Genomic DNA, 23,774 nt, shown 5'->3' with positions numbered 1-23,774 from the left:
GGGCCGATTTTACTCGATTGCCCTGCAGTTGAACTGTACTACAGTTTGGTTCATGGACCTGACGAAGTTCCAGGCGCTCAGCTTCGACTGCTACGGCACGCTCATCGACTGGGAGACCGGCATCGCCGCGGTGCTCTCACCGTGGGCGCGCGAACAGGGGCTCTCACTGTCCGACGAGGAACTGCTGCTCGCGTACGGGGCGCAGGAGGCGGTCGTCGAGGCGGAGAAGCCGTTCCGGCTGTACCCGGACGTGCTGGCGACGGCGTTCCACCGGGCCGGTGCCGAGCTCGGCCGCGAGGTGAGCGACGAGTGGGCGCGGCGGCTGGGGTCGTCGGTGCCGGACTGGCCGGCGTTCCCGGATTCCGCGGACGCGCTGGCACGGCTGGCCGCCCACTACAAGTTGATCATTCTGTCCAATGTGCACCGCGACGGGTTCGCGGGCAGCAACCGGTGGCTGCGCGGGGACTTCGCGGCGATCATCACCGCGGAGGACGTCGGCGCGTACAAGCCGGCCGAGAACCACTTCCGGGCGCTGGACGACACGCTCGGCGCGTTGGGAGTGGAGCGCGCGGGCCTGCTGCACGTGGCGCAGAGCCTGTTCCACGACCACGTGCCGGCCCGCCGGGAGGGACTGCCGTCCGTGTGGATCAACCGGAGGCACGACCGGCCGGGCTGGGGCGCGACGCCGCAGCCGTCCGGTGAGTTCGGCTACGACCTGGAGTTCGGGTCGATGGGCGAGTTCGCGGACGCGGTCGACAAGGCGTTCTAGTTCGGGTGCCGCAGCGGGTTTCGCGCCCGCTGCGGCACTGGTTCAGCTCGTGAGCCTGGACTTCACCGCGGCGGCCACCCGGCCACCCTCGGCACGTCCGGCAACCTCGGCGTTGACGGCCTTCATGACCTGGCCCATCTGCTTGGGCCCCGGCGTCTCGCCGAGCTGCGCGGCCAGCGCCTCGATCGCCTTGTCCACAATGGACGCCAGCGCGGCGTCGTCGAGCTGGGCGGGGAGGTAGGTCTCCAGCACGGCGAGCTCCTGGCGCTCCAGCTCGGCCTTCTCGGCCCGGCCGGCACCCTCGAAGGCCTCGGCGGCCTCCTTGCGCTTCTTCGCCTCGCGCGTGAGGACCTTCACGACCTCGTCGTCGCTGAGCTCGCGCGCCTGCTTGCCCGCGACCTCCTCGTTCGTGACCGCCGTGAGCGCCATCCGCAACGCACCGGCCGTGACAGTCTCCCTGGCCTTCATGGCCGCAGTGAGGTCGTTCTGCAGCCGCGTCTTCAACTCCGCCATGGCGCAGAACGGTACCGCCCGCCGGATGCCGCGCCGATCGAGTTAACCGCCTTCCGTACCCTTGACACCGTGAACAAGCTCGGCCGAGCACTCCTCGCCACGACCGCACTCGGCGCCGCGACCATCGCGTACGCGGCAGGAATCGAGCGGAGGCACTGGACTCTGCGCACCGCCACCGTGCCTGTCCTGTCCCCCGGCTCCAAGCCGATCCGTGTGCTGCACATCTCAGACCTGCACATGACGCCGAACCAGGTGTCGAAGCAGCGCTGGGTCGCCTCACTGGCCGACCTGAACCCGGACTTCGTCGTCAACACGGGCGACAACCTCGCGCACAAGGACGCCGTCCCCGGCGTGCTGCGCGCGCTCGGCCCGTTGCTCGACAAGCCGGGCGTGTTCGTGTTCGGCAGCAACGACTACTACGCGCCCCGGCTGAAGAACCCGGTGCGCTACCTGCTGCCGTCCGCCAAGACCAAGCGCATCCACGGCGTGACGCTGCCGTGGCGCGACCTCCGCGCGGGCATGATCGAGCGCGGCTGGCTCGACCTGACGCACGTGCGCAGGACCATCGAGGTGGGCGGCCAGACGATCTTCGCCGCCGGCCTGGACGACCCTCACCTCAAGCGCGACCGCTACGCCGACATCGCCGGCACCCCGGACCCGTCCGCCGCACTGCGCCTCGGCGTCACGCACTCCCCGGAACCGCGCGTGCTGGACCCGTTCGCCGCCGACGGCTACGACTTCGTGATGGCCGGGCACACCCACGGCGGACAGCTGCGCGTGCCGTTCTACGGCGCCCTGGTGACCAACTGCGAACTCGACCGCGGGCGTGCGCGCGGGGTGTCGCGGTGGGGCTCGCACATGTGGATGAACGTCTCCGCCGGGATGGGCACTTCGCCGTACGCGCCGGTGCGGTTCTGCTGCCCTCCGGAGGCTTCGCTGCTGACCCTGGTTCCTCGGCCCGTTACGCCTGGTCAGGGCCGAAATGAGGGGGTCCGATTCGGAGCTGGGGCGGACATGATGTAGAGTTCTACTCGTTCCCAGCCGGGGTGTGGCGCAGCTTGGTAGCGCGCTTCGTTCGGGACGAAGAGGTCGCAGGTTCAAATCCTGTCACCCCGATTAAGAATCGGGCCGATTCCAGCTTGTGTTGGAATCGGCCCGATTTTTGTTTTCCCGGCCCGATCGAGGGCACCCCCGCCAAGACCACGCCGGAGGGTCGAACGAGCCACCCGCGTGCAGCGGCTGGGTCGAGCGTTTTCAGCCAGGGTCCAAGGGCGGCAGCTTCACGCGAAAGGTCACTCCCTCTCGGTAATACCACCCGATCGTGTGGTCTGGCTCGACACGAGCGGCCGCAGCGTTCACCGTGGTTGCATGACGCAGCGCCACCGTTCCGCACCAAACTATACGGAACGCGCACGTAGCGTTAACCCTTACGGGTGAAGGTTGACGGTTCAACTCACGTTCCGTAACGGGTGTCTTGATCCAAACGACGAAGGCAGTGGTTCAGCACTCGTTGAAAGAGTCGGGAGATGCTTGTGATGGACTCCGTCGCCGCCAAACCTGCCCATAGGTCGTGGATCGTCATAGCGGCCAAGTCCATTGTGGTGCTTCAGGCGCTGGGAATCGTTTACATGCTCACGTCGGTCTGGGTGGCGGCTGCGGCGGCGATCGGTTTCGCGCTGATCGTGGGCACGGTCAAGGTGCTGTCGCGGGCGTCGCGGCAGGTCGACCAGATCTTCGAGGACGAGCTCGGCCGCCGGTGAGGCCGGCGTCGTTCAGCTGAGGAAGCCTCGCGCGGGCAGGCCTTCCGGGAAGCGTTCCAGCGCCTCCCCGGCGTCGCGGGCCAACGCCTCCAAGGTCTCGGTCTCCACGGGCGTCGCGGTGTGCGGGACGGCCCAGTAGCAACCGATGGCGCCGAGTGGTTCCGGGCGCAGGATCGGGGCCATCAACAGGCTTCGCACGAATGTCGGCCGATACGCTTCCTGAGGAATCCTCGAATCGAAGCGGATGTCCCTGATCGCCACCGTTTTGCGGTTCAGCATCGCCCAGCCGCTGATGCAGTTCCCGACCGGGAAGCGCTGGCCCTTCCACAGCGGACTCATCGAGTCCTCGTCCGCGTAGTAGCAGAGATCGCCGTCGAGCAGCACCAACGTGGCGCCGTGGGCGGACAGCGAGGAACGGGCCGTGGTGCGGACGATCCGTTGCACTTCCTCCAACGTGGCCGCCCCGGCGAGCCGTTCCATCGTTTCCGACATGTATCAACATTAACGCCGCCGCACCCGCACGACCAGATATTCCGGTGCGGGCTGAAACCTGGTGTGATCAATTGTTCGCCGATAACGTGAGACCACGCCGCAGACATCCGATCTGTCCCTTCGCCGCGGGCATTGCACCGAAGGAGATCTGATGCGCGCACAGTGGGCGCTGGTGGCGACGGTCGTCGCCGCTCTCATCACCCCGGCCCAGGCGCGGGCCGTGAACGTCCTGTGGGAGGCGGATCCGGCCAAGGGGCTGGCGGCCGTGTTCGACGGGCTGGAGCAGGACCCCGGCAGGATCACCGTCGCGAACGACGCCACGTACGGGGCGTCGATCAAGTACGAGACGTGGGACTGGAACAACGGCAAGGAGCGCTGCGAGAGCCGGGGCATGCGCAAGAACGGGGCGCCGTACCGGATCGGCGCTGCGGACGTGGGCAAGGTCTTCTACTTCGGCTGGCGGGCCAAGTGGGACCTGAACCCCAACGGCGGGCACTGGATCTCGGTCTACCAGCTGCACGTCTCCGGGGAGAGCGGGTCGCAGCCCCAGTCCGGGCCGTTCGTGCTGCGGACGCTCGGTGACGGCAAGCTGCACTTCCAGCTCACCTCGCCGAACGGCGGCACGAAGCACATCTGGACCGTGCCGTTCCCGGCCGGGCAGTGGAACGACTGGGTGATCGGCTTCCGGCTGAGCCGCGGCGACGACGGCTGGGTCGAGCTGTACCGCAACGGCGTGCAGCAGACGTTCGACAACGGGCAGAAGCGGTACGCGGCGGCAACGCTGTGGGGCACGCACGTCAACACCAAGTGGGGTGTCTACCGGTCCGGTCCCAACAGCGGGCACGCCACGGCCTGGCTCAACAGCGCCAAGCTCGGCACCAGCTACGCGGACGTCGCGCCGTAGATCTGCTTCAGCGTGAACACCTCCGAAGACGGGCCGTGCGCGCGCAGGTGCACCAGCCGTTCCTCGGCTTCGGCGACGGACGGCCGGTGACCGACGGGCACCCACCACAGCGCGGTCATCGCCTCGGCCGGGTGATGGAACCACTTGCGCCTGCCGCGCAGCACCGCCCGGTGGGCGTCGCCGTAGACGTAAGCCAGCAGCGACTCCGGCGACTCCCACACCGACATGTTCACGATCAGCCAGTCGTCGTCGAAGACGCGGATCGCGGTCGCGTCGCCCGCCTCGCTCTGCAGCCGCCAGCGGAAGCCGGGTGCGGCGTCCGCGACCGCGTTCACCTCGTCGAGCGCGTCGACGAACTCCTTGAGCTGCGGGCTGTCGAGCGGTGCGAGCAGCCGCGAGATGTTGACCTGGGCGAGTTCCATCGACGCGGCAGCTCCCCACTGAGGTGGTTGTGTCATTTCGAATCCCCCTTGAACCAGGTCTGACTCTAGTGTTGCGGTGTGACAACGCACCCTGCTCCGAACGTTCCGGACCAGCTCTTCGACGATCCGGCCGCCGAGACCCGGTGGCGCGAGCGGTTCACCGCTCCCCGGATGAGCCTGCCCAGCTGGGCGGACGACGCACCGGACCGCACCCTGTACGTCTCCAACGCGAGCGGCGTGTGGGAGATCTACGCCTGGGACCGGGCGAAGGACGAGCACCGCAAGGTCACGGACCGCCCGAACGGCACCTCGCACGGCACGCTGAACCCGGACGGCACCGAGATCTGGTGGTTCGACGACCACGACGGCGACGAGTTCGGCGTGTGGGTGCGCGAGCCGTTCACGCCCGACGGCCGCAAGGCCGAGCCCGCGGTCGCGAACGTCCACGCGGGCTACCCCGCGGGGCTTGAGCTCGGCCGCGACGTCGTGGCGGTGGCCGCCTCGACCGACGACGGCACGACGGTCTGGCTGTCGCGTGCCGGCGGTCCCGCCGAGGTGATCTACCAGCACGTCAACGACGCCGGCGTGACCGCGCTGTCGAAGGACGAGTCGCTGGTCGTGATCGCGCACTCCGAGCACGGCGACAACCGGCACATGGCCCTGCGCGCGCTCAACGCCGCGACCGGTGAGGCCAGGGCCGAGAAGTGGGACGGCAAGGGCAAGGGCCTCGACGCCATCTCGTTCAGCCCGGTGCGCGGCGACCAGCGGCTGCTGGTGCTGCACGAGCGCCGCGGCCGCGAGGAGCTGCTGATCTGGGACGTCGCCGCGGACACCGAGACCGAGATCGTCCTCGACCTGCCGGGTGAGGTCGCCGCGGACTGGTACCCGGACGCGTCCGCGCTGCTGATCGTCCACACCCACCACGCCCGCAACACCGTGCACCGCTACGACCTCGCGACCGGCGAACTGTCCACTCTGGACACCGCGCCCGGCGTGATCGGGTCCGCCGGCGTGCGTCCGGACGGCACGGTCGAGTACTCGTGGTCGTCCGCCGAGAAGTCGACGGTGATCCGCGCGCTGGCCACCGACGGCACCGAACGGGTGCTGGTCGAGCCGCAGGGTGCCCGCCCGGCGACCTCCGCGCCGTTGGAGGACGTCTTCGTCGGCGAGGTGCACGCGCTGGTGTCCAGGCCGGAGGGCGAGGGACCGTTCCCAACGGTGTTCCTGATCCACGGCGGCCCGCACTCCTCCGACGAGGACCGCTTCTCGGCGTACCGGGCCGTCTGGCTGGACGCCGGGTTCGCGACCGTGCACGTCAACTACCGCGGTTCCAGCGGCTACGGCTCGAAGTGGCGGGACGCGATCGAGGGCAGGCCGGGCCTGACCGAGCTGGAGGACATCGCCGCCGTGCACGACTGGGCGGTCGAGTCCGGGCTCACCGACCCGTCGAAGTCGGTGCTGAGCGGCGCGTCGTGGGGCGGCTACCTGACCCTGCTCGGCATCGGCGTGCAGCCGCAACGGTGGACGGTCGGCATCGCGGGCGTCCCGGTGGCGGACTACTTCGCCGCGTACGAGGACGAGATGGAGCCGCTGCGGGCGTTCGACCGCGCGTTGTTCGGCGGTTCGCCGGAGGAGCTGCCGGAGCTGTACCGGGAGTGCTCGCCGCTCACCTACGTGGAGCAGGTGACCGCGCCGGTGCTGGTGCTCGCGGGCGAGAACGACCCGCGCTGCCCGATCCGGCAGATCGACAACTACCTCGACGCGCTCGCGGCCCGTGGCCACACGTACGAGATGTACCGCTACGACGCCGGCCACGGTTCGTTGGTGGTCGCCGAGACCATGCGGCAGACCGCGGCCGAGGTCGACTTCGCCAGGAGGCACCTGGCGATGTGACCGAAGTCAGCAAAACGTCACCAGCGCCTCCGTACTGTCGCGACCATGAGGAAAGCCCACTGGGGAGCGGCACTCGCGCTGGTGGCGTTCTTGCTGCCGGTGCAGGCCGCGGAAGCGGCCACGCCGCAAAGTCAGGTCACCACACCCAGGCCTGAGATCGGTTCGCTGTCGCCCTCCGGCGACGCCACGGACCACCACTGCTCCGGCAGCGTGGTCACCAGCCCGCGCGGCAACGTGATCGTCACCGCCGCGCACTGCGTCTACGGCAAGAGCAAGATCTTCTTCAGCCCCGGTTACCACGACGGCCAGGCGCCGTACGGGACGTGGCAGTCGGCGGCGATCTACGTCGACGACGGCTACAAGGACAACCACGACATCAACGGCGCCGGCTCGCCCTACGACTACGCCTTCGTCGTGCTGCAGCCGCGCAACGGCAAGAACGTCGCCGAGGTGACGGGCTCCTCGCTCAACCTCCACGTCGACGCGGCCCTGCCCGCGAACATGACCGTCTTCGGTTATCCGTCCGCCAAGGACAAGCCCTACCTGTGCGACAGCAGCGCGTCCCGCGACGGCCAGTACTGGGAGAAGCTGGAGTGCCTGGGCATTCCCGGCGGGTTCAGCGGCGGACCGTGGGTGCTGCGCGGCACCAAGGAGCTGATCGGCGTCATCGGCGGCAAGGGCCAGGACCTGCCGCCCACCAACCCGGACAACTACAGCGTCCGCTTCGACAGCCGCGTCAAGGCGTTGTACGACAAGGCCGTCGCGGCACCGGTGCCGCCGAGCAACGGCAACCTGGGCTATCCGCTGGGCAGCGGTGCGACGTGGAAGCACGCGCAGCTCATCACGTCCGGCCGCTTCACCGGCAGCACTCAGCTGGACATGATCGTCCGCTGGAGCGACGGCGAGGTCACCCTCTACCAGGGCGGATCCACGTCCGACCCGCAGAAGCCGTTCGTCGGCGAGACCCAGCTCGCGGCTCCGCAGAGCATCTGGACGCACGCCAAGGGCATCGCCACGGTGGGCAACGGGCTCGTCGTGACGTGGTCGGACGGCGAGGTCACCTACTACGGATCCGTCGACAAGAGCGGCTTCCACAACGAGGTGCAGCTCGCCGCGCCCAACGCCCTGTGGAAGGACCACGCGTCGTACATCGCCGGGCTCGGCGGTGACCTCGTGGTCGTCTGGAACGACGGCGAAACCACGCTCTACCAGGGCATCGCCGCCAACAAGCTCGGTTCGGAACGCCAGCTCGCGGCACCGAACAGCACCTGGACGCACGCCCAGACGATCTCCGGCGGCAACTGGACCGGTTCGGGTACGCCCGACCTGCTGGTGCGCTGGAGCGACGGCGAGTTCACCATCTACGGCGACGTGGCCTCCGCCGGTCTCGGCCAGGAGCACCGGGTCCAGGCGCCGAACGACCTGTGGACGCACGCCACCGTCACGGCCGGCCGCGGCAACGGCATCATCGTGCGGTGGAGCGACGGCGAGGTGAGCTTCTACCCCGACGTCGACGGTCAGCTGCACCGCGAGATCCAGCTCGTCGCGCCGTAAGACGAAGGCACGCGGGGAGCTTTCGTACTCTCCTGGAGTACGGAAGGGCCCCGCGTGCGGAAAGCAGGTCAGGCGGCTTGGGCCTGCCACATCCAGTGCGCCTGCTCCAGTTCCTGCGTGATGCCGATCAGCAGGTCCTGGGTGACGAGGTCGGGCTTGTCGGTCTCGTCGATGCGGGCACGCATGCGAGAGATCAGCGACGCCAGGGCAGCCGTGATCGATGCGACGACCTGCTCCTCCTTCAGCCAGCCGGTCTCGATCTCGGGCACGCCGGACGACGCGGCGATGGTCTTCGCCGTGCCGTTCGGCGTGACGCCGAGAGCGGCCGAACGTTCGGCGACCTGGTCGGCGGCGGTGCGCGCCAGCGTGACCAGTTCGTCGAGCTGGAGGTGGACGCTGCGGAAGTTCTTGCCGATCACGTTCCAGTGCGCCTGCTTCCCGATCAGGGACAGGTCGACGAGGTCGACGAGTGCGGCCTGCAGAACGGCTCCGACCGCGTCGCGGTCAGCGTCGGACAACGGGCTGGTGATCGGGTTCTTGGCCATGGTCTTACGCGCCTCCTCAGACGGTGACGGTGAGCGCCACCTCGATGTTGCCGCGCGTCGCGTTGGAGTACGGGCAGACCTGGTGGGCCTGCTCGACGAGCTTCTCCGCGACCGCCTGGTCGAATCCGGGGATGTTCACCGCGAGCTCGACGGCCAGCTGGAAGCCGCCGGCACCGTTCGGGCCGATCCCCACCTTGGCGGTTACCTCAGAAGAAGCGAGCTGAATCTTGCCCGCGCGCGCGACCGCGGCGAGGGCGGAGTTGAAGCAGGCCGCGTAGCCGGCCGCGAAGAGCTGCTCGGGGTTGGTCGCGTCACCGCCGGGGCCGCCCATCTCCTTCGGCACCGACAGCACCTCGTCGATCACACCGTCGGAGGACCGGACCTCGCCGTTGCGGCCTTCGCCGTAAGCAGTCGCCTCAGCCGTGTACAGCGCTTCCATTCCGCTCTCCCTTGAGTCAGTGGGCTTTGTTACCCACCGGTTAGAACGGATCGCACACGACTTATCTGCCCGATCGTGAGTCAGTTCACGTCGAGTTGAGACGCGTGGCGCAGCGCGAACTCCACGACCTGCCGGCCGATCACCCGCAGGTTCCGGTCGACGTCGTTGTCCGAGCAGGCGCCGTCGCCGTCGAACTTGACCTGCGCGGAGTTGATCGCGGCGCCGAGCGGGGTCGGCCAGCCGCGCAGCGCGTGCACGATGGAGCGGACCGCGGCCAGCGTGTTCACCGCGGCCTGCCAGCCGTACGCGGCGGTGATCGTGCCCACCGCACGGCCGTCGAGGTACGGGCGGTCGTCCTCACGCAGGTCCTCGATGTAGTCGAGGGCGTTCTTGACCAGGCCGGACACCGTGCCGTGGTAGCCGGGCGACACGAGGATCACGCCGTCGGCGCGCCGCAGGTCCTCGACCATGCGACGGGCGATGTCCGTCCGTTCCGGCACCGACGGGTCGTAGAACGGCAGCACCAGATCAGGCCCGCTGTACTGGATCGTCTCCGCACCGAGCTCGCGGGCACCCTCCAGGGCCACCCGCAGCGCGCGCTCGGACTGCGAGTCGGACCTGATCGAGCCCCCGATGCCCACCACCGTCACCGTCATGACCACGATCCTTCCACCTCCAGATACCTGGAGATCCAGCACTACTCGCGAGTAACGTGAAACACATGTCGAATTTCCAGACGGCCGTGCTGGCCGGCGCTCTGCGCTTCGCGTTCGGTCTCCCCGGCCCTGTGCGCCGCCTCATCGCCGGTACCCCGATCCGTCTGGACGGTCAGGACCTGCACCCGGAGGCGCAGCTGCTGCTCAGGCTCCAGCAGTTGTCCGGGACGGACTGGCGCACCAGGTCAGCGTCCGCGAGCCGCCTCGACCTGGAGTTGAGTTCGAAGCTCGTGGCCGGTCCGAAGATCACCGGAGTCGGCACGCGGGAGCTCACGATCGGCGAGTTCGCCGGACGGCTCTACACACCGGACGGCCTGGCCACCGGCTCCCCGCTGTTGATCTTCTACCACGGTGGCGGCTGGGTGACCGGCAGCCTGGAGAGCCACGACAACCTGTGCCGGTTCCTCGCCAGGGAGGCCGGTGTCCGGGTGCTCGCGGCCGACTACCGGCTCGCTCCCGAGGCGCCGTTCCCCGCCGCGGCCGACGACGCGGCCGAGGTGCTGCGCTACGCCGTGGCCAAGGCCGAGGACCTGGGCATCGACGCCAGGCGGATCGCGCTCGGCGGTGACAGCGCGGGCGGCAACCTGGCCGCGGTGACCGCGCATTCAGCCGAGGTCGACCTCGCGTTCCTGCTGCTCTTCTACCCCGGCGTGGACGCCTCGGTGCGCCGGCGGTCGCGGGAGATCTTCGGCAACGGGTTCTTCCTGACCGACGAGAAGATGGACTGGTTCCTCGACCAGTACAGCGCGGGCGGCAAGGACCGCCACGACCCGCGCCTGTCGATCATGCTCGCGGACGACCTCTCGAACCTGCCGCCCACCTACATCGCGACCGCGGGCTACGACCCGTTGCGCGACGAGGGCGAGGCCTTCGCGGAACGCCTGGCCGCCGAGGGCGTGCCGGTCGTGCTGCGCCGGCACGAGGGCCTGTTCCACGGCTTCGCGAACGTGCTCGGAGTCGGCGGGATCTTCCGCGAGGCCGTGTCCGAGGCCGTGGGCGCGCTGCGGACCGGCCTCGCGCTCGCGAACTCCGCTCAGGACGTGACCGAGACCGCCTGACGCTGCCTCGACAACACCCAGCCCAGACCGGCGATCGTCAGTCCGGCCAGCCCGGCGACGACGAAGCCGAGCGGGGGTCCGCTGTGGTCCACGGCGACCCCCGCGAGCGGCTGACCGGCGGCGACGCCGAACGTGAACGCGGAGCCCTGCAGGCCCAGGGCGAGCCCGCGGGCCGACGCGGGCGCGTACTTGCTGATCAGCTCGGTCGACGCCGCGATGGTCGGCGCGCACGCGAAGTTCATCGGGACGAGCGCGATCGCCAGCAGCGCCACGTTGCCGTCGCCCAGTCCGACCGGGAGCTCCAGCAACGCCATGACCGCCAGCAGCACGACCCCGCTCGGCACCCGTTTCAGGCTGCCGTAGACGAGCCCGCCGAGGGCCGACGCCGCGCACATCACCACGAAGATCAGGCCGAGCCAGCTCTGCTCGCCGACGCGCTGCATCGACGCGATGGAGGCGATCTCCATGCCCGACAACGTCATGGTGGCGCCGAACGGGATGATCAGCGCCGCGATCACCGGCCCGCGCAACCACTGGGTGAGCCGGGGCTTCGGACCGTCGACGACCTCGTCCTCGTGCACCAGTGGCGGGTTCACCGCGAACAGCACCGCGCTGGCCACGAGGAGCGCCACACCGATCGAGACGAGTGCGGTGCCCGTCGAGAACCTCGTCGCGATCAGCACACCGGCGGCGGGCCCGACCATGAACGACAGCTCGACCGAGATCGAGTCCAGCGAGAAGGCCGGCCGTCGTTGCGGTTCGGGGATGAGCGCCGTCAGCGCCTGGCGGCCGATCGACATCATCGGCACGGCCACCAGCCCGTTGGCGAACGCCAGCACCAACAGCACGTAGTAGTTCATCAGCGGCGCCGTCACCCAGAACACGCCTTCGAGCAGGCTCAGCGCGAGCGTGACCCGCAGGCCCTTGCTGTCGATCAGCTTGCCCATCAGCGGTGACCCGAGGCCGATGCCGACCATGGTCGCGAAACCGACCGTGCCGGCCGCCGCGTAGCCCTGGTGGAGCGTGGTGACGACGTGCAGGGTCACCGTGACGCCCGCCGCCGTCGGGGGAATCCTCGCCAACAGCATCAGCAGCATCAGGGGACGCACCCGCGGCAGCGCGAGGACGTTTTTGAAGGGGGCGAGGTTCACGCCCCTCATCGTCACCCCACTGGCAACGGATTTACCTGCTGACGTTGCCGCGCGAGCACCCACGCGACGCCCGCCACGAGCAGACCCGCCGCACCGACGACGGCGAACCCGAGCGGAGCACCGCCGTTGTCGATCGCGACACCGGCGAGCGGTGAACCGATCGCACCGCCGATGGTGAACGCCGAGCCCTGCAGTCCCATCGCCAGCCCGCGCGCGGCAGGCGGTGCGAGCCTGCTGATCTGCTCACCGGTGGCGGCGATCAGCGGCGCACACACCAGGTTCATCGGGATGAGCAGCACGCACAGCAGGAGAACGCCGCCGTCGCCCAGCCCGACCGGGATCTCGCACACCGCCATCACCGCGAGCAGCACCAGGACGCTCGGCACGCGCTTCACCCCGCCGTAGACCAGTCCGCCCACGATGGACGCCGCGCACATCGCGAAGAACACGACGCCGAGCCAGCTCGCCCGGCCGATGTGCTCCAGCGACGCGATCGCCGACACCTCCATGCCCGTCAGGCAGATGGTCTCGCCGACGCACACGACCAGCACCGCGACGATCCGGCCGCGCAGCCACTCGGACACGCGCGGCTTCGGGCCGCCGACGACCTCGTCCTCGTGCACCATCGGCGGGTTCGCCCAGTACAGCAGCACGCCCGCGACCAGGATCGACACGCCGATGAACATCAACGCGGCGTTCGTCGAGAACTTCGTCGCGACGAACACGCCCAGCGCGGGCCCGCCCATGAACGAGAGCTCCACCGAGATCGAGTCGACCGACAGCGCGACCCGCCGCTGGTGCTCCGGCACGAGCGCGGTGATCATCTGCCGGCCGACCGACATCATCGGCACGCCGAGCAGACCGACCACGAACGAGCTGACCAGCAACGTCCAGTAGCTCATCAGGGGCGCCGTCAGCCAGAAGGCCACGCTGGCCGTGACGCTCAGCGCGAGCATCGACCGCAGGCCGCGGCCGTCGACCAGCCTGCCCATCAACGGCGCACCCAGCCCCATGCCGACCGTGCCGGCCGCCCCCACCAGGCCCGCGGCCCCGTAGCCCTGGTGCAGGGTGACCGCGACGTGCAGCGTGAGGATCACGCCGGTCGCCGCCTGGGGCATCCGCGCGAAGAACATCAACAGCGCGAGCGGGCGAACTCTGGGCAGCAGGAGGACGTGTTTGAAGGGGGCGAGATCCACGCGGTCATCCTCACTCGCGTGGCAAAACGTTTAACCCTTCGTTTTCTTGATGTGTTCAAGATCGCAGGACTAGGGTGATGACCGTGGCTGCACTGGACCACCTCGTGTGTCGCGAATGCGGCCGGGTCGAGGACGTGGACTGCGTCTTCACCCCGGCGGCCGAGCTCGCCGGCTTCCACGTGGAACGTGCCGAGGTCACGTTCTGGGGCCGGTGCCCTCGCTGTACAGCTCTTCCAGCGCCCGGTACGCCTTCACCACGAACGGCCGTGCCGACGCGTACCTCCTGACGGCGTCCTCGTCGGGTGTGATCGTCCGAGCCGGCCGCACGAGGTCGACGGTCAGGTCGGGGATCTCGTCGAGGGCCCGCCAGGCCAGCAGGGCAGCGCCGACCGCGGAACCGCCGCTGTCCTCGGTCAGGTGCAACGGCATGCCGAGGGTGTTGGCCAGGGTCTGCGCCCAGATCGGGGCGCGGAAGGCACCGCCGGTGATCCGCAGCGAGCTGACGTCCGGGACGGCGTCCAGCACCAACGCCAGCTGCTGACACACACCCTCGACCAGAGCCTTGGTGATCTGCTGAGGGGTGTGTTCGCGGCGCAGGCCGAGCAACGCGGCGTGCGTGGTCGGATCCCACCACGGCGCCCGTTCGCCGAGCAGGTACGGCAGGGCGACCAGGCCGTCCGAGTCGACGGCGGAGGCCTGGTCCAGCAGGTCGCCGACCGGGATGCCGAACGTCTCGGCGGCCCACTGCGCGACGACACCGCCGTTGCTGATCGCGCCGCCGCGCACCCACAGGCCCTCGGCGATGGCGTAGCTGAAGGTGCGGCCCTCCTCGTCGACGCCCGGACCTCGTTGCGCCACCCGCAGGGCGCCCGAGGTGCCGAGTGAGATCGCGCCGGCGCCGGGCGTGGCCGCACCGACGCCGAGGTTGCCGAGCGGGCCGTCGCCACCGCCGATGATCACCGGGATGCCCTTGCGCAGACCGGGGATCTCGGCGTTGAGCGGCGTCGCGTGAGTGGGTTCGACGAGCGGCGGCAGCTGGTCGGCCGTGACGCCGGCGAACTCCAGCGACGGTTCGTGCCACTGCAGCGTGTGGATGTTCATCAGGCCCGTGCCGGAACCGCACGAGTGCTCGTTGAGCAGCTCGCCGGTCAGGTGCAGGTGCACGAAGTCCTTGATCTCGCACCACTTCGCGGCGCGCACGCCGTTCTCGTGGAACCAGGCGAGCTTCATCAGCGGCGTGAACGAGTGGATCGGCGCGCCGGTCGCCTGGTGCAGCGCACGGCCTTCCGGCGTGCCCCGCAGGCGTTCGGTCTGCTCGACCGCGCGGTTGTCGGCCCAGCTCAACGACTCCGTGACCGGGCGCAGATCGGCGTCGAGGCCCATGATCGAGTGCATGGCACCGGTCAGGGCGATGGCGCGGACGTCGTCGGACGCCAGCTCGGCCAACGCGTCGAGGGCGGCGTTGAGCACCTGGAACGGGTCGTGGGCGGCTTCGGCGCCACTCGTGCGCATCGGATAGCCGCGTTCGGTCGAGGCCACGACACGGGCCTGGGCGTCGACCGCGACCACCTTGGTGGCCGTGGTGCCGAGGTCCACCGCGAGCACGATCACGAGCCGGCCCGCACTGCCGTGAAGACGCCGAAGCTGGGGCACTTCCGCAGCGCGTCCCAGAACTCCCCCTCGTCCGGGGTCACGGTCGGCTGGCGGGTCACGTCGGCCAGGCCCGCGCGGGTCAGCGCGCCGTCGAACGCACCGCGCTCCCAGTAGAACGAGTCGAAGTCGAACGGCGGGTCGCCCAGGACGTGCACCGTGACCGGCTGCTTCAGGTTCATCGGACCGGTCGGCGTGATCTGGTAGCCGTAGCGGCCGTACTCCGCGTACAGCTCCCAGTCCGGTTCCGGGTTCGGCACCAGCACGACGAGCCGTCCGCCTGGCGCGAGGTTCGCGACCAGGTTCGCGACCATGGCGTCGAGCGCGGCCTCGTCGTCGGCGTAGCCGAGCAGCCAGACGGCGGTCACGACGTCGAACTCGCCGAGCACCGGCAACGCGGTCGCGTCGTGCTGCTCGTAGCCGATGCCGCGCGGTTCGCGTTGTTCGACGTACCGGGCGTAGCCGATCATCTCGCCGGCCGAGTCGACGCCGACGACGCGGGCCGCGCCCAGGTCGTGGAAGAGCCGAGCGTAGAAGCCGGTGCCGCAGGCCACGTCCAGCACGGACTTCCCGCGCACGTCACCGACCGCGGACAGCAGCGTGGCACGCTCGGCCAGCCCGGTCGGGATGTGCTTGGCCCGCTCGTAGATCGCGCCCAGCGCGTCGTACTGCTCGTCACTCTCCGCCATGGCCCTCAGCCTAGGAGGGCGGGTAGCGGGTGAACCACTCCTGTGCCATCGGCGGGTTCGGCCCGATCTCGGTGGCCCAGTCCTCGACCATCTGGTCGATGACCTCGCGGAACTGGACGCGCTCGACCCAGTCGGGGCGGATCCGGTCGACGCCGTGCAGCGCGCCGACGAGGTTGCCGCACATGGACGCCGTCGAGTCGTTGTCGCCGCCGTGGTTGACCGAGATCAGCAACGCCTCGTTCGGGTCGTCGGTCACCAACGCCGAGTACAGCGCGATCGCCAATGCCGTGTCGCCGACACCGCCACGCCCGAGCTCCTCGACGCGTGCCACGCTCGGGTCGCCGAGAGCGGCGAGCTCGATGGCGTGCTCGACGGCGGCGACGACCTCCTCGTGGTCCTCGTGCCAGACGATCTCCTTCATCGCGGAGTCGACACCTTCGAGCAATCCCTTGCCCTGCAACGCTTCGTAGATGAGCACGGCGAAGAACCCCGCGGACAGGCAACCGCTCGGATGGCCGTGGGTGAGCTCGGCGGCGCACTTCGCCAACGAGAAGGCCTGCTGGGCGTCGTCCGCGTAGAAGGCGATCGGGGCGACGCGCATGACGCCGCCGCAGCCCTTGGAGTTGTTGGCGGGGTTCCTGCTCGTGGCCATCACGCCGGTGCGCGCGTACTGCTGCAACGCCGACGTGACGGTCAGACCGGGCGCCCGCATGCGGAACAGGTCGCGGTGGCCGATCAGCCAGCCGTCCGGTTCGTCCAGTGTGGACAGCGGGCCGCGGGCCTTCTCCCACGGCGTCTTCTGGGTGTGCAGCCAGCGCTGGTAGGCGTGTTGCAGGTTTTCCAGCACGTCCGCGGTGCCGGTGATCCGCTTGCCCGCGTGCGCCCTGATCACCGCTTCGAACGTGAACAACGTCATCTGCGTGTCGTCGGTGATCGCCGGGTCGTCGGGCAGGTCGGTGATGCCGTCCGGTCCGTGTCGTTCGTGGACGACCTCCATGGGGAGGTTCTCGGTGTTGGCGCCCAACGCGTCGCCGATCGCCCCGCCGATCAGGCAGCCGCGCAGCTTTCCGTTGTCCTGCTCCGGTTCCTGCTTCGGTTCCGGCTCCCGCACGAGAAACCGGCGGCCCTGGTCGTCCATGCCCAGGGTGAACTCGATCTTGAGTGTGCGCACCGGCACGACGTCGACTGGCGGCACGCTCGCGATGCGCTTCAACGTCTGGATGTCGGCGCTGCTCAGCCACGGCGAGCGCTCGACGAGGAACCGGCCGTACCGCCCGCAGTCGCACATCCGCAGGTGCTGCGCGGCCTCGTCGGGGAAGGTGCGGAGGTCCAGCTCGGTGTCGTGACGGTGGCCGGGGTTGATGTGCAGCTTTTCCGGACGCGTGCCGGAGAAGTCCCGGCTGAAGATCTTGGTGATGAACGTGTTGAGCCCGACCCGCGTCCAGGCCGTCGTGCCGTCCGGCAGCAGTTCCGGTCTGGTGAAGACGGGCTGCACGTCCGGGAAGTCGAACCGGGTCGCCGACACCTCACCGGGGATCAGGACCTCGCCGTGCAACCCGTTGTGCCCCAACTGGTCCAGCTGGTACCAACCGCGGGCGATGTAGTCGAGGAACCGTTCCAGCGGCGTCAGCGGAACCGGGTCCCCGGACGCGAGGGGTCCGGGCACGTGCGCCGGGTTGGCGTGGAACTCGCCGCCGTCCTTCGCGACCCACCCGGCGACGGCGGTGAAGTTCGGGTCGGTGCGCATGCCCGGCAACGTGATCAGCTCGGGGTCGAACCGCGCCTCCCACGGGCGGTCCTCGACGTTGCCGTTCTCGATGACCGACATGGTGCCGAGCACGTGCACCTCGACGCCCTGGTCAGGCCAGCGGCCACCGGATCGGACGCGACCGTCCTCGCTCGGCACCGCGTAGCCGATCTCCCAGCCGTCCCGCGTGCGGAACACGCTGCCCTCGTCGACGCGGAACTCCGCGCCCCGCTCGGCGATCCACGGCGCGGCGAGCGCGAGCGCCTCCTCCCGGTTCACCACGACCTCCGGTGCAGTTCCTCGGCCACGCGCCCGATCTCGTGCTCCGGTCCGCCCCGCAGAGCACCCGCGATCGCCCGCGCGACACCACGTCCCTCACCGCGAACGGCCTGCGCCAGCGCACCGGCGGCCGTGCACGGGTCGGCGTCGGGAGGATCGAGCCGATCAGGCGTGAAGAGGTGTTCGGCCAGCATGATCACGGCATCGGCGGCCGGTGAGTCCGCGCCGTGAGTGAGCGCGACCAGCTCGCGGATCCGGTCCGCGTCCAGTCGTTGCACGGCAGCGGGCAGCGCCCAGATCAGCGCGCCGGGCCCCTGCGAGGTGGTCCGGCGGCTGTTGCTGACCTGCCGTGACACCAGATCCGGCTGCGCGGAGGGCTTGGCCGCCCACTCCGCCAGCGCGGCCGCGGGATCCTCGGCCGAACACGCGACCAGCTGGTCGACGAGTCCTGTTCGGACACCCGCGCCCCGTGCAAAACCCTGATAGGCGGCCACGACCTGACTCAGCCGGGGCGGCCTGATCCATTCGATCTCCCCCATCGCCGCCCGACCATAACAGGCGGGCGGCGAGGAGAGGCCTGCTTCTAAAGGCGCTTCGCGAGCTCTTCCGCGACCTCGTAGGTGTTCAGCGCGGCACCCTTGCGCAGGTTGTCACCGCACACGAAGAAGTCCAGCGTGTTCGGGAAGTCCAGCGCCTGGCGCACGCGGCCCACGTACGTCGGGTCGCCGCCCACCACGTCGGCGGGCGTCGGGAAGCGCTTCGCGGCCGGGTCGTCGACGAGCACGATCGTCGGCTGCGCCTCGAAGATCTTGTGCGCCGCCTCGACCGTGACCTCGCGCGCGAACGTCGCGTGGACCGACAGCGAGTGCGTCGTGACGACCGGGACGCGCACGCAGGTGGCCGAGACCTTCAGGTCCGGGATGCCGAGGATCTTGCGGGCCTCGTTGCGGACCTTCAGCTCCTCCGACGACCAGCCGTCGTCCTTGAGCGATCCGGCCCACGGCACCACGTTCAGCACCAGCGGAGCCGGGAACGGCGAGTCGGCGGCCGACAGACCGGCGGCGGCGAGCGCCTCGGCCACGTCACCGGCGACGACGCCAGCCTCCTTGCCGGCCAGCGCGCTGATCTCGGCGTAGAGGCGGTCGATGCCGGACTGACCCGCACCGGACGCGGCCTGGTAGGAGGCCACGACCAGTTCCTTCAGCTCGAACTCGCGGTGCAGGGCACCGAGCGACGCCATCATCGACAGCGTCGTGCAGTTCGGGTTCGAGATGATGCCGCGCGGGCGGTTGTCGATCTGGTCCGCGTTGACCTCGGGCACGACCAGCGGCACGTCCGGGTCCATCCGGAACGCGCCGGAGTTGTCGATCGCGATCGCGCCGCGCTCGGCGGCGACCGGCGCCCACTCGGCCGAGACCTCGTCCGGCACGTCGAACATCGCGATGTCCACGCCGTCGAAGGCCTCGGGCGACAGCGCGATGACCGTCAGCTCCTGGCCGCGCACGCTGATCTTCTTGCCCGCCGAGCGCGGGGACGCGATCAGCCGGACCTCGCCCCACGGGAAGTCGGAGCGGGTGTTCATGATGTCGATCATCACGGTGCCCACGGCACCGGTCGCGCCCACCAGCGCGAGCACGGGGGCGCTCATCGGCCAGTCCCTGCGTAGACGACGGCCTCTTCGTCGCCACCGAGCTCGAACGCGTCGTGCAGGGCACGGACGGCGTCGTCGAGCTGGGTGTCGCGGCAGATGACCGAGATGCGGATCTCCGAGGTGGAGATGATGTCGATGTTGACGCCGGCCGTGGCCAGCGCCTCGCAGAACGTCGCCGTGACACCGGGGTGCGAGCGCATGCCCGCGCCGATCAGCGACACCTTGCCGACGTGCTCGTCGTAGAGGACCTGGTCGAAGCCGATCTCGCCGCGGGCCTTCTCCAGCGCCGCCACCGCGCGCGGGCCGTCGACCTTGGCCAGCGTGAACGTGATGTCCGTCTTGCCCGACGCGGCCTGCGAGACGTTCTGCACGACCATGTCGATGTCGAGCTCGGCCTGCGCGACGACGCGGAAGATCTTGGCCGCGATGCCGGGGTGGTCGGGGACGGCGGTAACGGTGATCTTGGCTTCAGACCGGTCGTGCGCGACGCCGGTGATCATCGCCTGTTCCACGTGAAGGTCCTCCACTGAACCGGACACGATCGTTCCGGTCTTGTTGCTGAACGAAGAGCGGACGTGCACGGGCACGTTGTAGCGGCGGGCGTACTCCACGCAGCGAAGCATGAGCACCTTCGCGCCGCACGCGGCCATCTCGAGCATTTCCTCGTACGTGATCGTGTCGAGCTTCTTCGCGTTCGGCACGATGCGCGGGTCGGCGGTGTAGACGCCGTCCACGTCGGTGTAGATCTCGCACACGTCGGCCTTGGTCGCGGCCGCGAGCGCCACCGCGGTGGTGTCGCTGCCGCCCCGGCCGAGCGTGGTGATCTCGTTCGACCCCTGGGAGACGCCCTGGAAGCCCGCGACGATCGCGATGGCCCCCTCGGAGGTGGCGTCCTGGATGCGGCTCGGCGTCACGTCGATGATGCGGGCCTTGCCGTGCACCGCCGTCGTGATCACACCTGCCTGCGAACCCGTGTAGGAGCGGGCCTCGGCACCGAGCGAGTGGATCGCCATGGCGAGCAGCGACATCGAGATCCGCTCACCGGACGTGAGCAGCATGTCGAGCTCACGCGCCGGCGGCACCGGGGAGACCTGGCGGGCGAGGTCGAGCAGCTCGTCGGTCGTGTCACCCATGGCGGACACGACGACAACGACGTCGTTCCCCGCCTTTTTGGTCGCGACGATGCGCTCGGCCACGCGTTTGATCCGCTCGGCACTCTCAACCGATGAACCGCCGTACTTCTGGACGACGAGCGCCACCGACCTGACCTCCTTCGCGCGACTAAAACCCCACGTCGTAGGCAGCCTACCCGGACCACCTGGTGAGACTCTGGAGCCGTGACGCGCGTGACTACTCTGTCCGGGTGTCGTCGACCGCCTTTGACGTGGAGGCCCCAGCAGCCGTGCATGAGAACGGTGCGCGCACACGGTTGGCCGAGGCGCTCAAACACCCGGCCGCGCTGTGGTCGGTGCCGGCACTGATCTACCTGTTCGTGCGACAGGTCGGCGTGTACGTGCTGCAGCTCGTGGTCGAGTACCAGAACGAGCTGCACGGCACGACGATGACCGCGATGGGCGAGCTGAAGTCGTGGGACGGCGAGTGGTTCCTCGGCATCGCCGCCGGCGGCTACAACGACGTCCCGTCCCGCTTGGCCGACGCGGCCGGCCGGCGCACCGCCGAGACCCCGCTCGCGTTCTTCCCCGGCTATCCGGCGCTGGTCAGGTGGGTGCACGGCCTGCCGGGCGTGAGCGTGGACGGCGCCGCCTTCACGGTCAGCGTGATCAGCGGCCTGTTCTGCGCCTACGCCCTGTTCGTGCTCGGCCGCACGGTGCGCAACGGTTCGACGGCGGCCGGACTGGTCCTGGTCACCATGTTCGCCGCCTCCCCGATGGCCGTGGTGCTGTCGATGACCTACTCGGAGGCCACCTTCTGCGCGTTCGCCGCGTGGGCCCTGGTCGGCGTGGTGCAGAAGCGCTGGATCCTCGCGGGCGTCTGCTGCGCGGCCGCGGGCCTGGTCCGCCCCACCGCGGCCGCGCTGATCGCGGCGGTCGTGCTGGCGGCCCTGGTGGCCGTGCTCGCCGACCGGCGCGACTGGCGCGCGTGGACCGGCGGCCTGGTCGCCCCGCTGGGCCTGCTCGGCTACCTGGGCTGGGTGGCGGTGCGCACCGGCGACCTCGCGGGCTGGTTCGGCGTGCAGCAACGCGGCTGGAACTCGAAGTTCGACGGCGGCGCGGCCACCCTCAAGTTCGCCTTCGAGCACCTCGGCAACCCGCGCTCCGAACTCGAAACCGGCACCGTCTGGCTGCTGATCGCCGCGATCGTCCTGGTCTGCTACGCCATCCAGCGCCGCCTGGAGTGGCCGCTGATCGTCTACGGCCTCGGCGTCCTGGTCATGGACCTCGGCTCGAACGGCCTGATGAACTCCAAGGCCCGCCTGCTGCTGCCGGCGTTCACGCTGCTGATCCCGCTGGCCCTGGTCCTGGCCCGCCGCCGCCTGTCCACCGTCCTGACCGTGCTCGGCATGGCCACCCTGCTCAGCGCCTGGTTCGGTGCCTACTCGCTGGCCGTTTGGCAGTATGCGATCTGATGAACGAGCTGATCTCCCAGCGCCGGAGCCCGCGCGCCTTCTCCCCTGACGCAAGCGTCTCCGAGGACGAGCTGCGCACTCTCCTGGAAGCGGCCCGCTGGGCCCCGTCCCACGGCAACAGCCAGCCGGCCCGCTTCGTGGTGGGCCACCGCGGCACGCCGACGTTCGACGCGATCCTCGAAACGCTCCGCCCCGGCAACAAGACCTGGGCCTTCCGCGCCTCCGTGCTCCTCATCGGCTGCGTGATCACCGCCGACGACCGCGGGGACCTCCCGAACGTCGAGTTCGGCCTGGGCCTCGCCATGGAGAACATCGCCCTGCAGGCCGTCGAGCTGGGCCTGATCGCACACATGATGGGCGGCTTCGACAAGACGGCCGCGCACGAGGCGTTCGCGATGCCCGACGACGTGCGTCCGCTCGTCGCCATGGCCATCGGCCGCCAGGGCCGCCTGGAAGACCTCCCGGAGGACCTGCAAGCCCGCGAACAGCGCGAACGCCGCCGCCACCCACTCACCGAAACGGTCTTCACCGGCACCTGGGGCCAGTCACTGTTCGGTTAGGAAGTACTTCGTGGCGACCTCGTTGTGCAGCGGAAACGCCAACGGCACGCACTCGAAGATGACCCGCCGCTCCGACGCCTCCTCGTTCGGCACGAACGGCGGCATGTCCTCAGCGTTGATCTCAGGCGCCGTCGCGAACAACAACACCGTCGACCCGTCCGGCGTCGACACGAAGTGCAACGGCCGCAGCTCACCGGGATCGATGCTGATGCCGGCTTCCTCTTCGAGCTCGCGCGCGGCACTCTCCTGCCACGACTCCCCGCGATCCATGAACCCGCTGACGAACGCCAGCTCCCCCACCGGCGGAATCGCCCGCCGCACCGTCAGCAACCCGGTGCGCGCCCCGTCCTTCACCGGCACCAGCAACACCACGACAGGCACCGGATTGGCCCACACCACGTGCGCGCAACTCGGACACGTGCGCGGGTAACTCCGCGTATCCGCATACGCCGTGCCGCAGTTGTTGCAGAAGTCGTCGCGCGCCATGCCTTCGAACCTAGTTCAGGCGCCTCACAAGCTTAAGGACGATCGCTCGAACGGCCAGCCAGAACAGCGCCGCCAGCCCGAAGTTGACGATGACCCCGAGCTTCGCGTCCGAAGGCGAGAACAGGTCCTTGAACGCGAGCGCCACCGGCTCCGCCACCTCCCGCACCGTGGTGGTGATGGGGTTGCCGGGGTTGGCCCCGCCGACGGTCAGCACGACGTGAACGACGAGCACGACCGCCAGCGCGAGGCCGACCCAGCTGACGACTCCTGCGGCGATCCCGACCGCGCGCGTACGCATAGGCCGGGAATGTACTACTCAGTAACGGGATACCGCACGCGCAAGAATTCCGGTCACGACCAGCCAGAACACGGCGGCGAGACCGTAGTTCAGCAACACGTCGACGTTGTAGTTTCCGGTGGCGAAGAGGCCGGGGAAGAACAGTGCGAGGGGCTCGGCGAGGGACTGGACGAACTTGAAGAACGCGTTCGCCTGGTTCGCACCGAGCACGATCATCAGGATGTAGAGGATCTCGATCAGGGCGAAGACCACACCGATGCCGCTGATCACGCGTGAAGCCGTGCCGCGGCCACTGGTCGTACGTAATCTGGACATGCCTGAACTTTTCCCAGTTCAACGGGCCGCGAAACTTGCAGGTTGACCACCACCGGCATCGCCTGCATCCCACGATCCGGGCGACGCGGTTCCATCCCGC

The 23,774-nt window shown here is 69.4% G+C and carries 26 protein-coding genes and 1 tRNA gene; 10 read left to right on the top strand and 17 right to left on the bottom strand.

Annotated features, from left to right (window positions below):
• The first annotated feature begins 52 nt into the window (after positions 1–52).
• A complete protein-coding gene (locus ACWEIJ_RS43805; protein WP_449843213.1) occupies positions 53–769 on the top strand; it encodes an HAD-IA family hydrolase in 717 nt (238 codons plus the stop codon).
• A 42-nt stretch (positions 770–811) separates the two neighbouring features.
• Here the strand turns inward: ACWEIJ_RS43805 and ACWEIJ_RS43800 are convergent, their stop codons facing one another.
• Positions 812–1,282: a GatB/YqeY domain-containing protein gene (locus tag ACWEIJ_RS43800; RefSeq protein WP_449843212.1), complete on the bottom strand. Its 471-nt coding sequence runs from the start codon at positions 1,280–1,282 to the stop codon at positions 812–814.
• A 69-nt stretch (positions 1,283–1,351) separates the two neighbouring features.
• Between ACWEIJ_RS43800 and ACWEIJ_RS43795 the strand changes: the two genes are divergently transcribed.
• The 3 genes from ACWEIJ_RS43795 to ACWEIJ_RS43785 all read left to right on the top strand — a co-directional run bounded on the left by ACWEIJ_RS43795 (position 1,352) and on the right by ACWEIJ_RS43785 (position 3,042).
• The gene (locus ACWEIJ_RS43795) at positions 1,352–2,305 is read left to right on the top strand and encodes a metallophosphoesterase (protein ID WP_449843211.1); all 954 of its coding nucleotides are present in this window, start codon (positions 1,352–1,354) and stop codon (positions 2,303–2,305) included.
• Positions 2,306–2,324: 19 nt separating this feature from the next.
• Positions 2,325–2,398: transfer RNA gene (locus ACWEIJ_RS43790), tRNA-Pro, on the top strand.
• A 419-nt stretch (positions 2,399–2,817) separates the two neighbouring features.
• Positions 2,818–3,042 carry a hypothetical protein gene (locus tag ACWEIJ_RS43785; RefSeq protein WP_449843210.1) on the top strand — a complete coding sequence of 75 codons (225 nt, stop codon included), beginning with the start codon at positions 2,818–2,820 and terminating at the stop codon, positions 3,040–3,042.
• A gap of 12 nt (positions 3,043–3,054) precedes the next feature.
• Here ACWEIJ_RS43785 and ACWEIJ_RS43780 read toward each other — a convergent pair whose 3' ends face one another.
• Positions 3,055–3,534, bottom strand: coding sequence for a GAF domain-containing protein (locus ACWEIJ_RS43780; RefSeq protein WP_449843209.1), 480 nt, complete (start codon positions 3,532–3,534; stop codon positions 3,055–3,057).
• A 151-nt stretch (positions 3,535–3,685) separates the two neighbouring features.
• Here ACWEIJ_RS43780 and ACWEIJ_RS43775 point away from each other — a divergent pair, with 151 nt between their 5' ends.
• Positions 3,686–4,438 carry a heparin lyase I family protein gene (locus ACWEIJ_RS43775; protein WP_449843208.1) on the top strand — a complete coding sequence of 251 codons (753 nt, stop codon included), beginning with the start codon at positions 3,686–3,688 and terminating at the stop codon, positions 4,436–4,438.
• Here the strand turns inward: ACWEIJ_RS43775 and ACWEIJ_RS43770 are convergent.
• On the bottom strand, positions 4,417–4,896 hold the full coding sequence (locus ACWEIJ_RS43770; protein WP_449843207.1) for a DUF3291 domain-containing protein: 480 nt from the start codon (positions 4,894–4,896) through the stop codon (positions 4,417–4,419). The genes ACWEIJ_RS43775 and ACWEIJ_RS43770 overlap by 22 nt on opposite strands.
• 42 nt (positions 4,897–4,938) lie before the next feature.
• On the opposite strand from ACWEIJ_RS43770, the gene ACWEIJ_RS43765 reads away from it, so the two are divergent.
• On the top strand, positions 4,939–6,753 hold the full coding sequence (locus ACWEIJ_RS43765; RefSeq protein ID WP_449843206.1) for a prolyl oligopeptidase family serine peptidase: 1,815 nt from the start codon (positions 4,939–4,941) through the stop codon (positions 6,751–6,753).
• A 45-nt stretch (positions 6,754–6,798) separates the two neighbouring features.
• Positions 6,799–8,307, top strand: coding sequence for a trypsin-like serine peptidase (locus ACWEIJ_RS43760; RefSeq protein ID WP_449843205.1), 1,509 nt, complete (start codon positions 6,799–6,801; stop codon positions 8,305–8,307).
• Between the two features lie 68 nt (positions 8,308–8,375).
• On the opposite strand, the gene ACWEIJ_RS43755 is transcribed toward ACWEIJ_RS43760, so the two are convergent.
• The 3 genes from ACWEIJ_RS43755 to ACWEIJ_RS43745 form a co-directional block, all read right to left on the bottom strand.
• Positions 8,376–8,852, bottom strand: a complete 477-nt coding sequence (locus ACWEIJ_RS43755; RefSeq protein WP_449843204.1) for a Dps family protein — start codon at positions 8,850–8,852, stop codon at positions 8,376–8,378.
• Positions 8,853–8,868: 16 nt separating this feature from the next.
• The gene (locus ACWEIJ_RS43750; protein ID WP_355434002.1) at positions 8,869–9,291 is read right to left on the bottom strand and encodes an organic hydroperoxide resistance protein; all 423 of its coding nucleotides are present in this window, start codon (positions 9,289–9,291) and stop codon (positions 8,869–8,871) included.
• A gap of 80 nt (positions 9,292–9,371) precedes the next feature.
• On the bottom strand, positions 9,372–9,947 hold the full coding sequence (locus ACWEIJ_RS43745; protein ID WP_449843203.1) for an NADPH-dependent FMN reductase: 576 nt from the start codon (positions 9,945–9,947) through the stop codon (positions 9,372–9,374).
• A gap of 65 nt (positions 9,948–10,012) precedes the next feature.
• On the opposite strand from ACWEIJ_RS43745, the gene ACWEIJ_RS43740 reads away from it, so the two are divergent.
• The gene (locus ACWEIJ_RS43740) at positions 10,013–11,065 is read left to right on the top strand and encodes an alpha/beta hydrolase (protein WP_449843202.1); all 1,053 of its coding nucleotides are present in this window, start codon (positions 10,013–10,015) and stop codon (positions 11,063–11,065) included.
• Here ACWEIJ_RS43740 and ACWEIJ_RS43735 read toward each other — a convergent pair.
• The 8 genes from ACWEIJ_RS43735 to ACWEIJ_RS43700 all read right to left on the bottom strand — a co-directional run bounded on the left by ACWEIJ_RS43735 (position 11,041) and on the right by ACWEIJ_RS43700 (position 20,687).
• The gene (locus tag ACWEIJ_RS43735; protein ID WP_449843201.1) at positions 11,041–12,216 is read right to left on the bottom strand and encodes an MFS transporter; all 1,176 of its coding nucleotides are present in this window, start codon (positions 12,214–12,216) and stop codon (positions 11,041–11,043) included. The genes ACWEIJ_RS43740 and ACWEIJ_RS43735 overlap by 25 nt on opposite strands.
• An 11-nt stretch (positions 12,217–12,227) precedes the next feature.
• Entirely contained in the window at positions 12,228–13,412 is a 1,185-nt protein-coding gene (locus ACWEIJ_RS43730; protein ID WP_449843200.1) for an MFS transporter, read from the bottom strand.
• Positions 13,413–13,607: 195 nt separating this feature from the next.
• Positions 13,608–15,023, bottom strand: a complete 1,416-nt coding sequence (locus ACWEIJ_RS43725) for a gluconokinase (RefSeq protein ID WP_449843199.1) — start codon at positions 15,021–15,023, stop codon at positions 13,608–13,610.
• Positions 15,020–15,751 carry a class I SAM-dependent methyltransferase gene (locus ACWEIJ_RS43720; RefSeq protein ID WP_449843198.1) on the bottom strand — a complete coding sequence of 244 codons (732 nt, stop codon included), beginning with the start codon at positions 15,749–15,751 and terminating at the stop codon, positions 15,020–15,022. The genes ACWEIJ_RS43725 and ACWEIJ_RS43720 overlap by 4 nt, the downstream gene beginning before the upstream one ends.
• 10 nt (positions 15,752–15,761) lie before the next feature.
• Positions 15,762–17,777, bottom strand: coding sequence for an ADP-ribosylglycohydrolase family protein (locus ACWEIJ_RS43715; protein ID WP_449843197.1), 2,016 nt, complete (start codon positions 17,775–17,777; stop codon positions 15,762–15,764).
• Positions 17,774–18,316, bottom strand: a complete 543-nt coding sequence (locus ACWEIJ_RS43710; protein ID WP_449843196.1) for a hypothetical protein — start codon at positions 18,314–18,316, stop codon at positions 17,774–17,776. The genes ACWEIJ_RS43715 and ACWEIJ_RS43710 overlap by 4 nt, the downstream gene beginning before the upstream one ends.
• A 44-nt stretch (positions 18,317–18,360) precedes the next feature.
• Positions 18,361–19,425, bottom strand: a complete 1,065-nt coding sequence (locus tag ACWEIJ_RS43705; RefSeq protein WP_449843195.1) for an aspartate-semialdehyde dehydrogenase — start codon at positions 19,423–19,425, stop codon at positions 18,361–18,363.
• Positions 19,422–20,687 carry an aspartate kinase gene (locus ACWEIJ_RS43700; RefSeq protein ID WP_449843194.1) on the bottom strand — a complete coding sequence of 422 codons (1,266 nt, stop codon included), beginning with the start codon at positions 20,685–20,687 and terminating at the stop codon, positions 19,422–19,424. The genes ACWEIJ_RS43705 and ACWEIJ_RS43700 overlap by 4 nt, the downstream gene beginning before the upstream one ends.
• A gap of 143 nt (positions 20,688–20,830) precedes the next feature.
• Here ACWEIJ_RS43700 and ACWEIJ_RS43695 point away from each other — a divergent pair, with 143 nt between their 5' ends.
• Together ACWEIJ_RS43695 and ACWEIJ_RS43690 are read left to right on the top strand one after the other, a co-directional pair.
• On the top strand, positions 20,831–22,015 hold the full coding sequence (locus ACWEIJ_RS43695; protein ID WP_449843193.1) for a hypothetical protein: 1,185 nt from the start codon (positions 20,831–20,833) through the stop codon (positions 22,013–22,015).
• Complete coding sequence (locus ACWEIJ_RS43690) at positions 22,015–22,575, top strand: nitroreductase family protein (protein WP_449843192.1); 561 nt, start codon at positions 22,015–22,017, stop codon at positions 22,573–22,575. Before ACWEIJ_RS43695 ends, ACWEIJ_RS43690 begins: the two co-directional genes overlap by 1 nt.
• On the opposite strand, the gene ACWEIJ_RS43685 is transcribed toward ACWEIJ_RS43690, so the two are convergent.
• Genes ACWEIJ_RS43685 through ACWEIJ_RS43675 form a run of 3 tightly spaced genes read right to left on the bottom strand, consistent with a single transcriptional unit; the run spans position 22,561 to position 23,674 of the window.
• Entirely contained in the window at positions 22,561–23,061 is a 501-nt protein-coding gene (locus ACWEIJ_RS43685) for an NUDIX domain-containing protein (RefSeq protein ID WP_449843191.1), read from the bottom strand. The two genes, ACWEIJ_RS43690 and ACWEIJ_RS43685, sit on opposite strands and share 15 nt — an antisense overlap.
• 10 nt (positions 23,062–23,071) lie before the next feature.
• Positions 23,072–23,359, bottom strand: a complete 288-nt coding sequence (locus ACWEIJ_RS43680; RefSeq protein WP_449843190.1) for a hypothetical protein — start codon at positions 23,357–23,359, stop codon at positions 23,072–23,074.
• Positions 23,360–23,377: 18 nt separating this feature from the next.
• Complete coding sequence (locus ACWEIJ_RS43675) at positions 23,378–23,674, bottom strand: hypothetical protein (protein ID WP_449843189.1); 297 nt, start codon at positions 23,672–23,674, stop codon at positions 23,378–23,380.
• Positions 23,675–23,774: the final 100 nt, after the last annotated feature.

Source organism: Lentzea sp. NPDC004789, from assembly GCF_053601075.1.
This window is presented reverse-complemented; position numbering and strand designations above follow the sequence as displayed.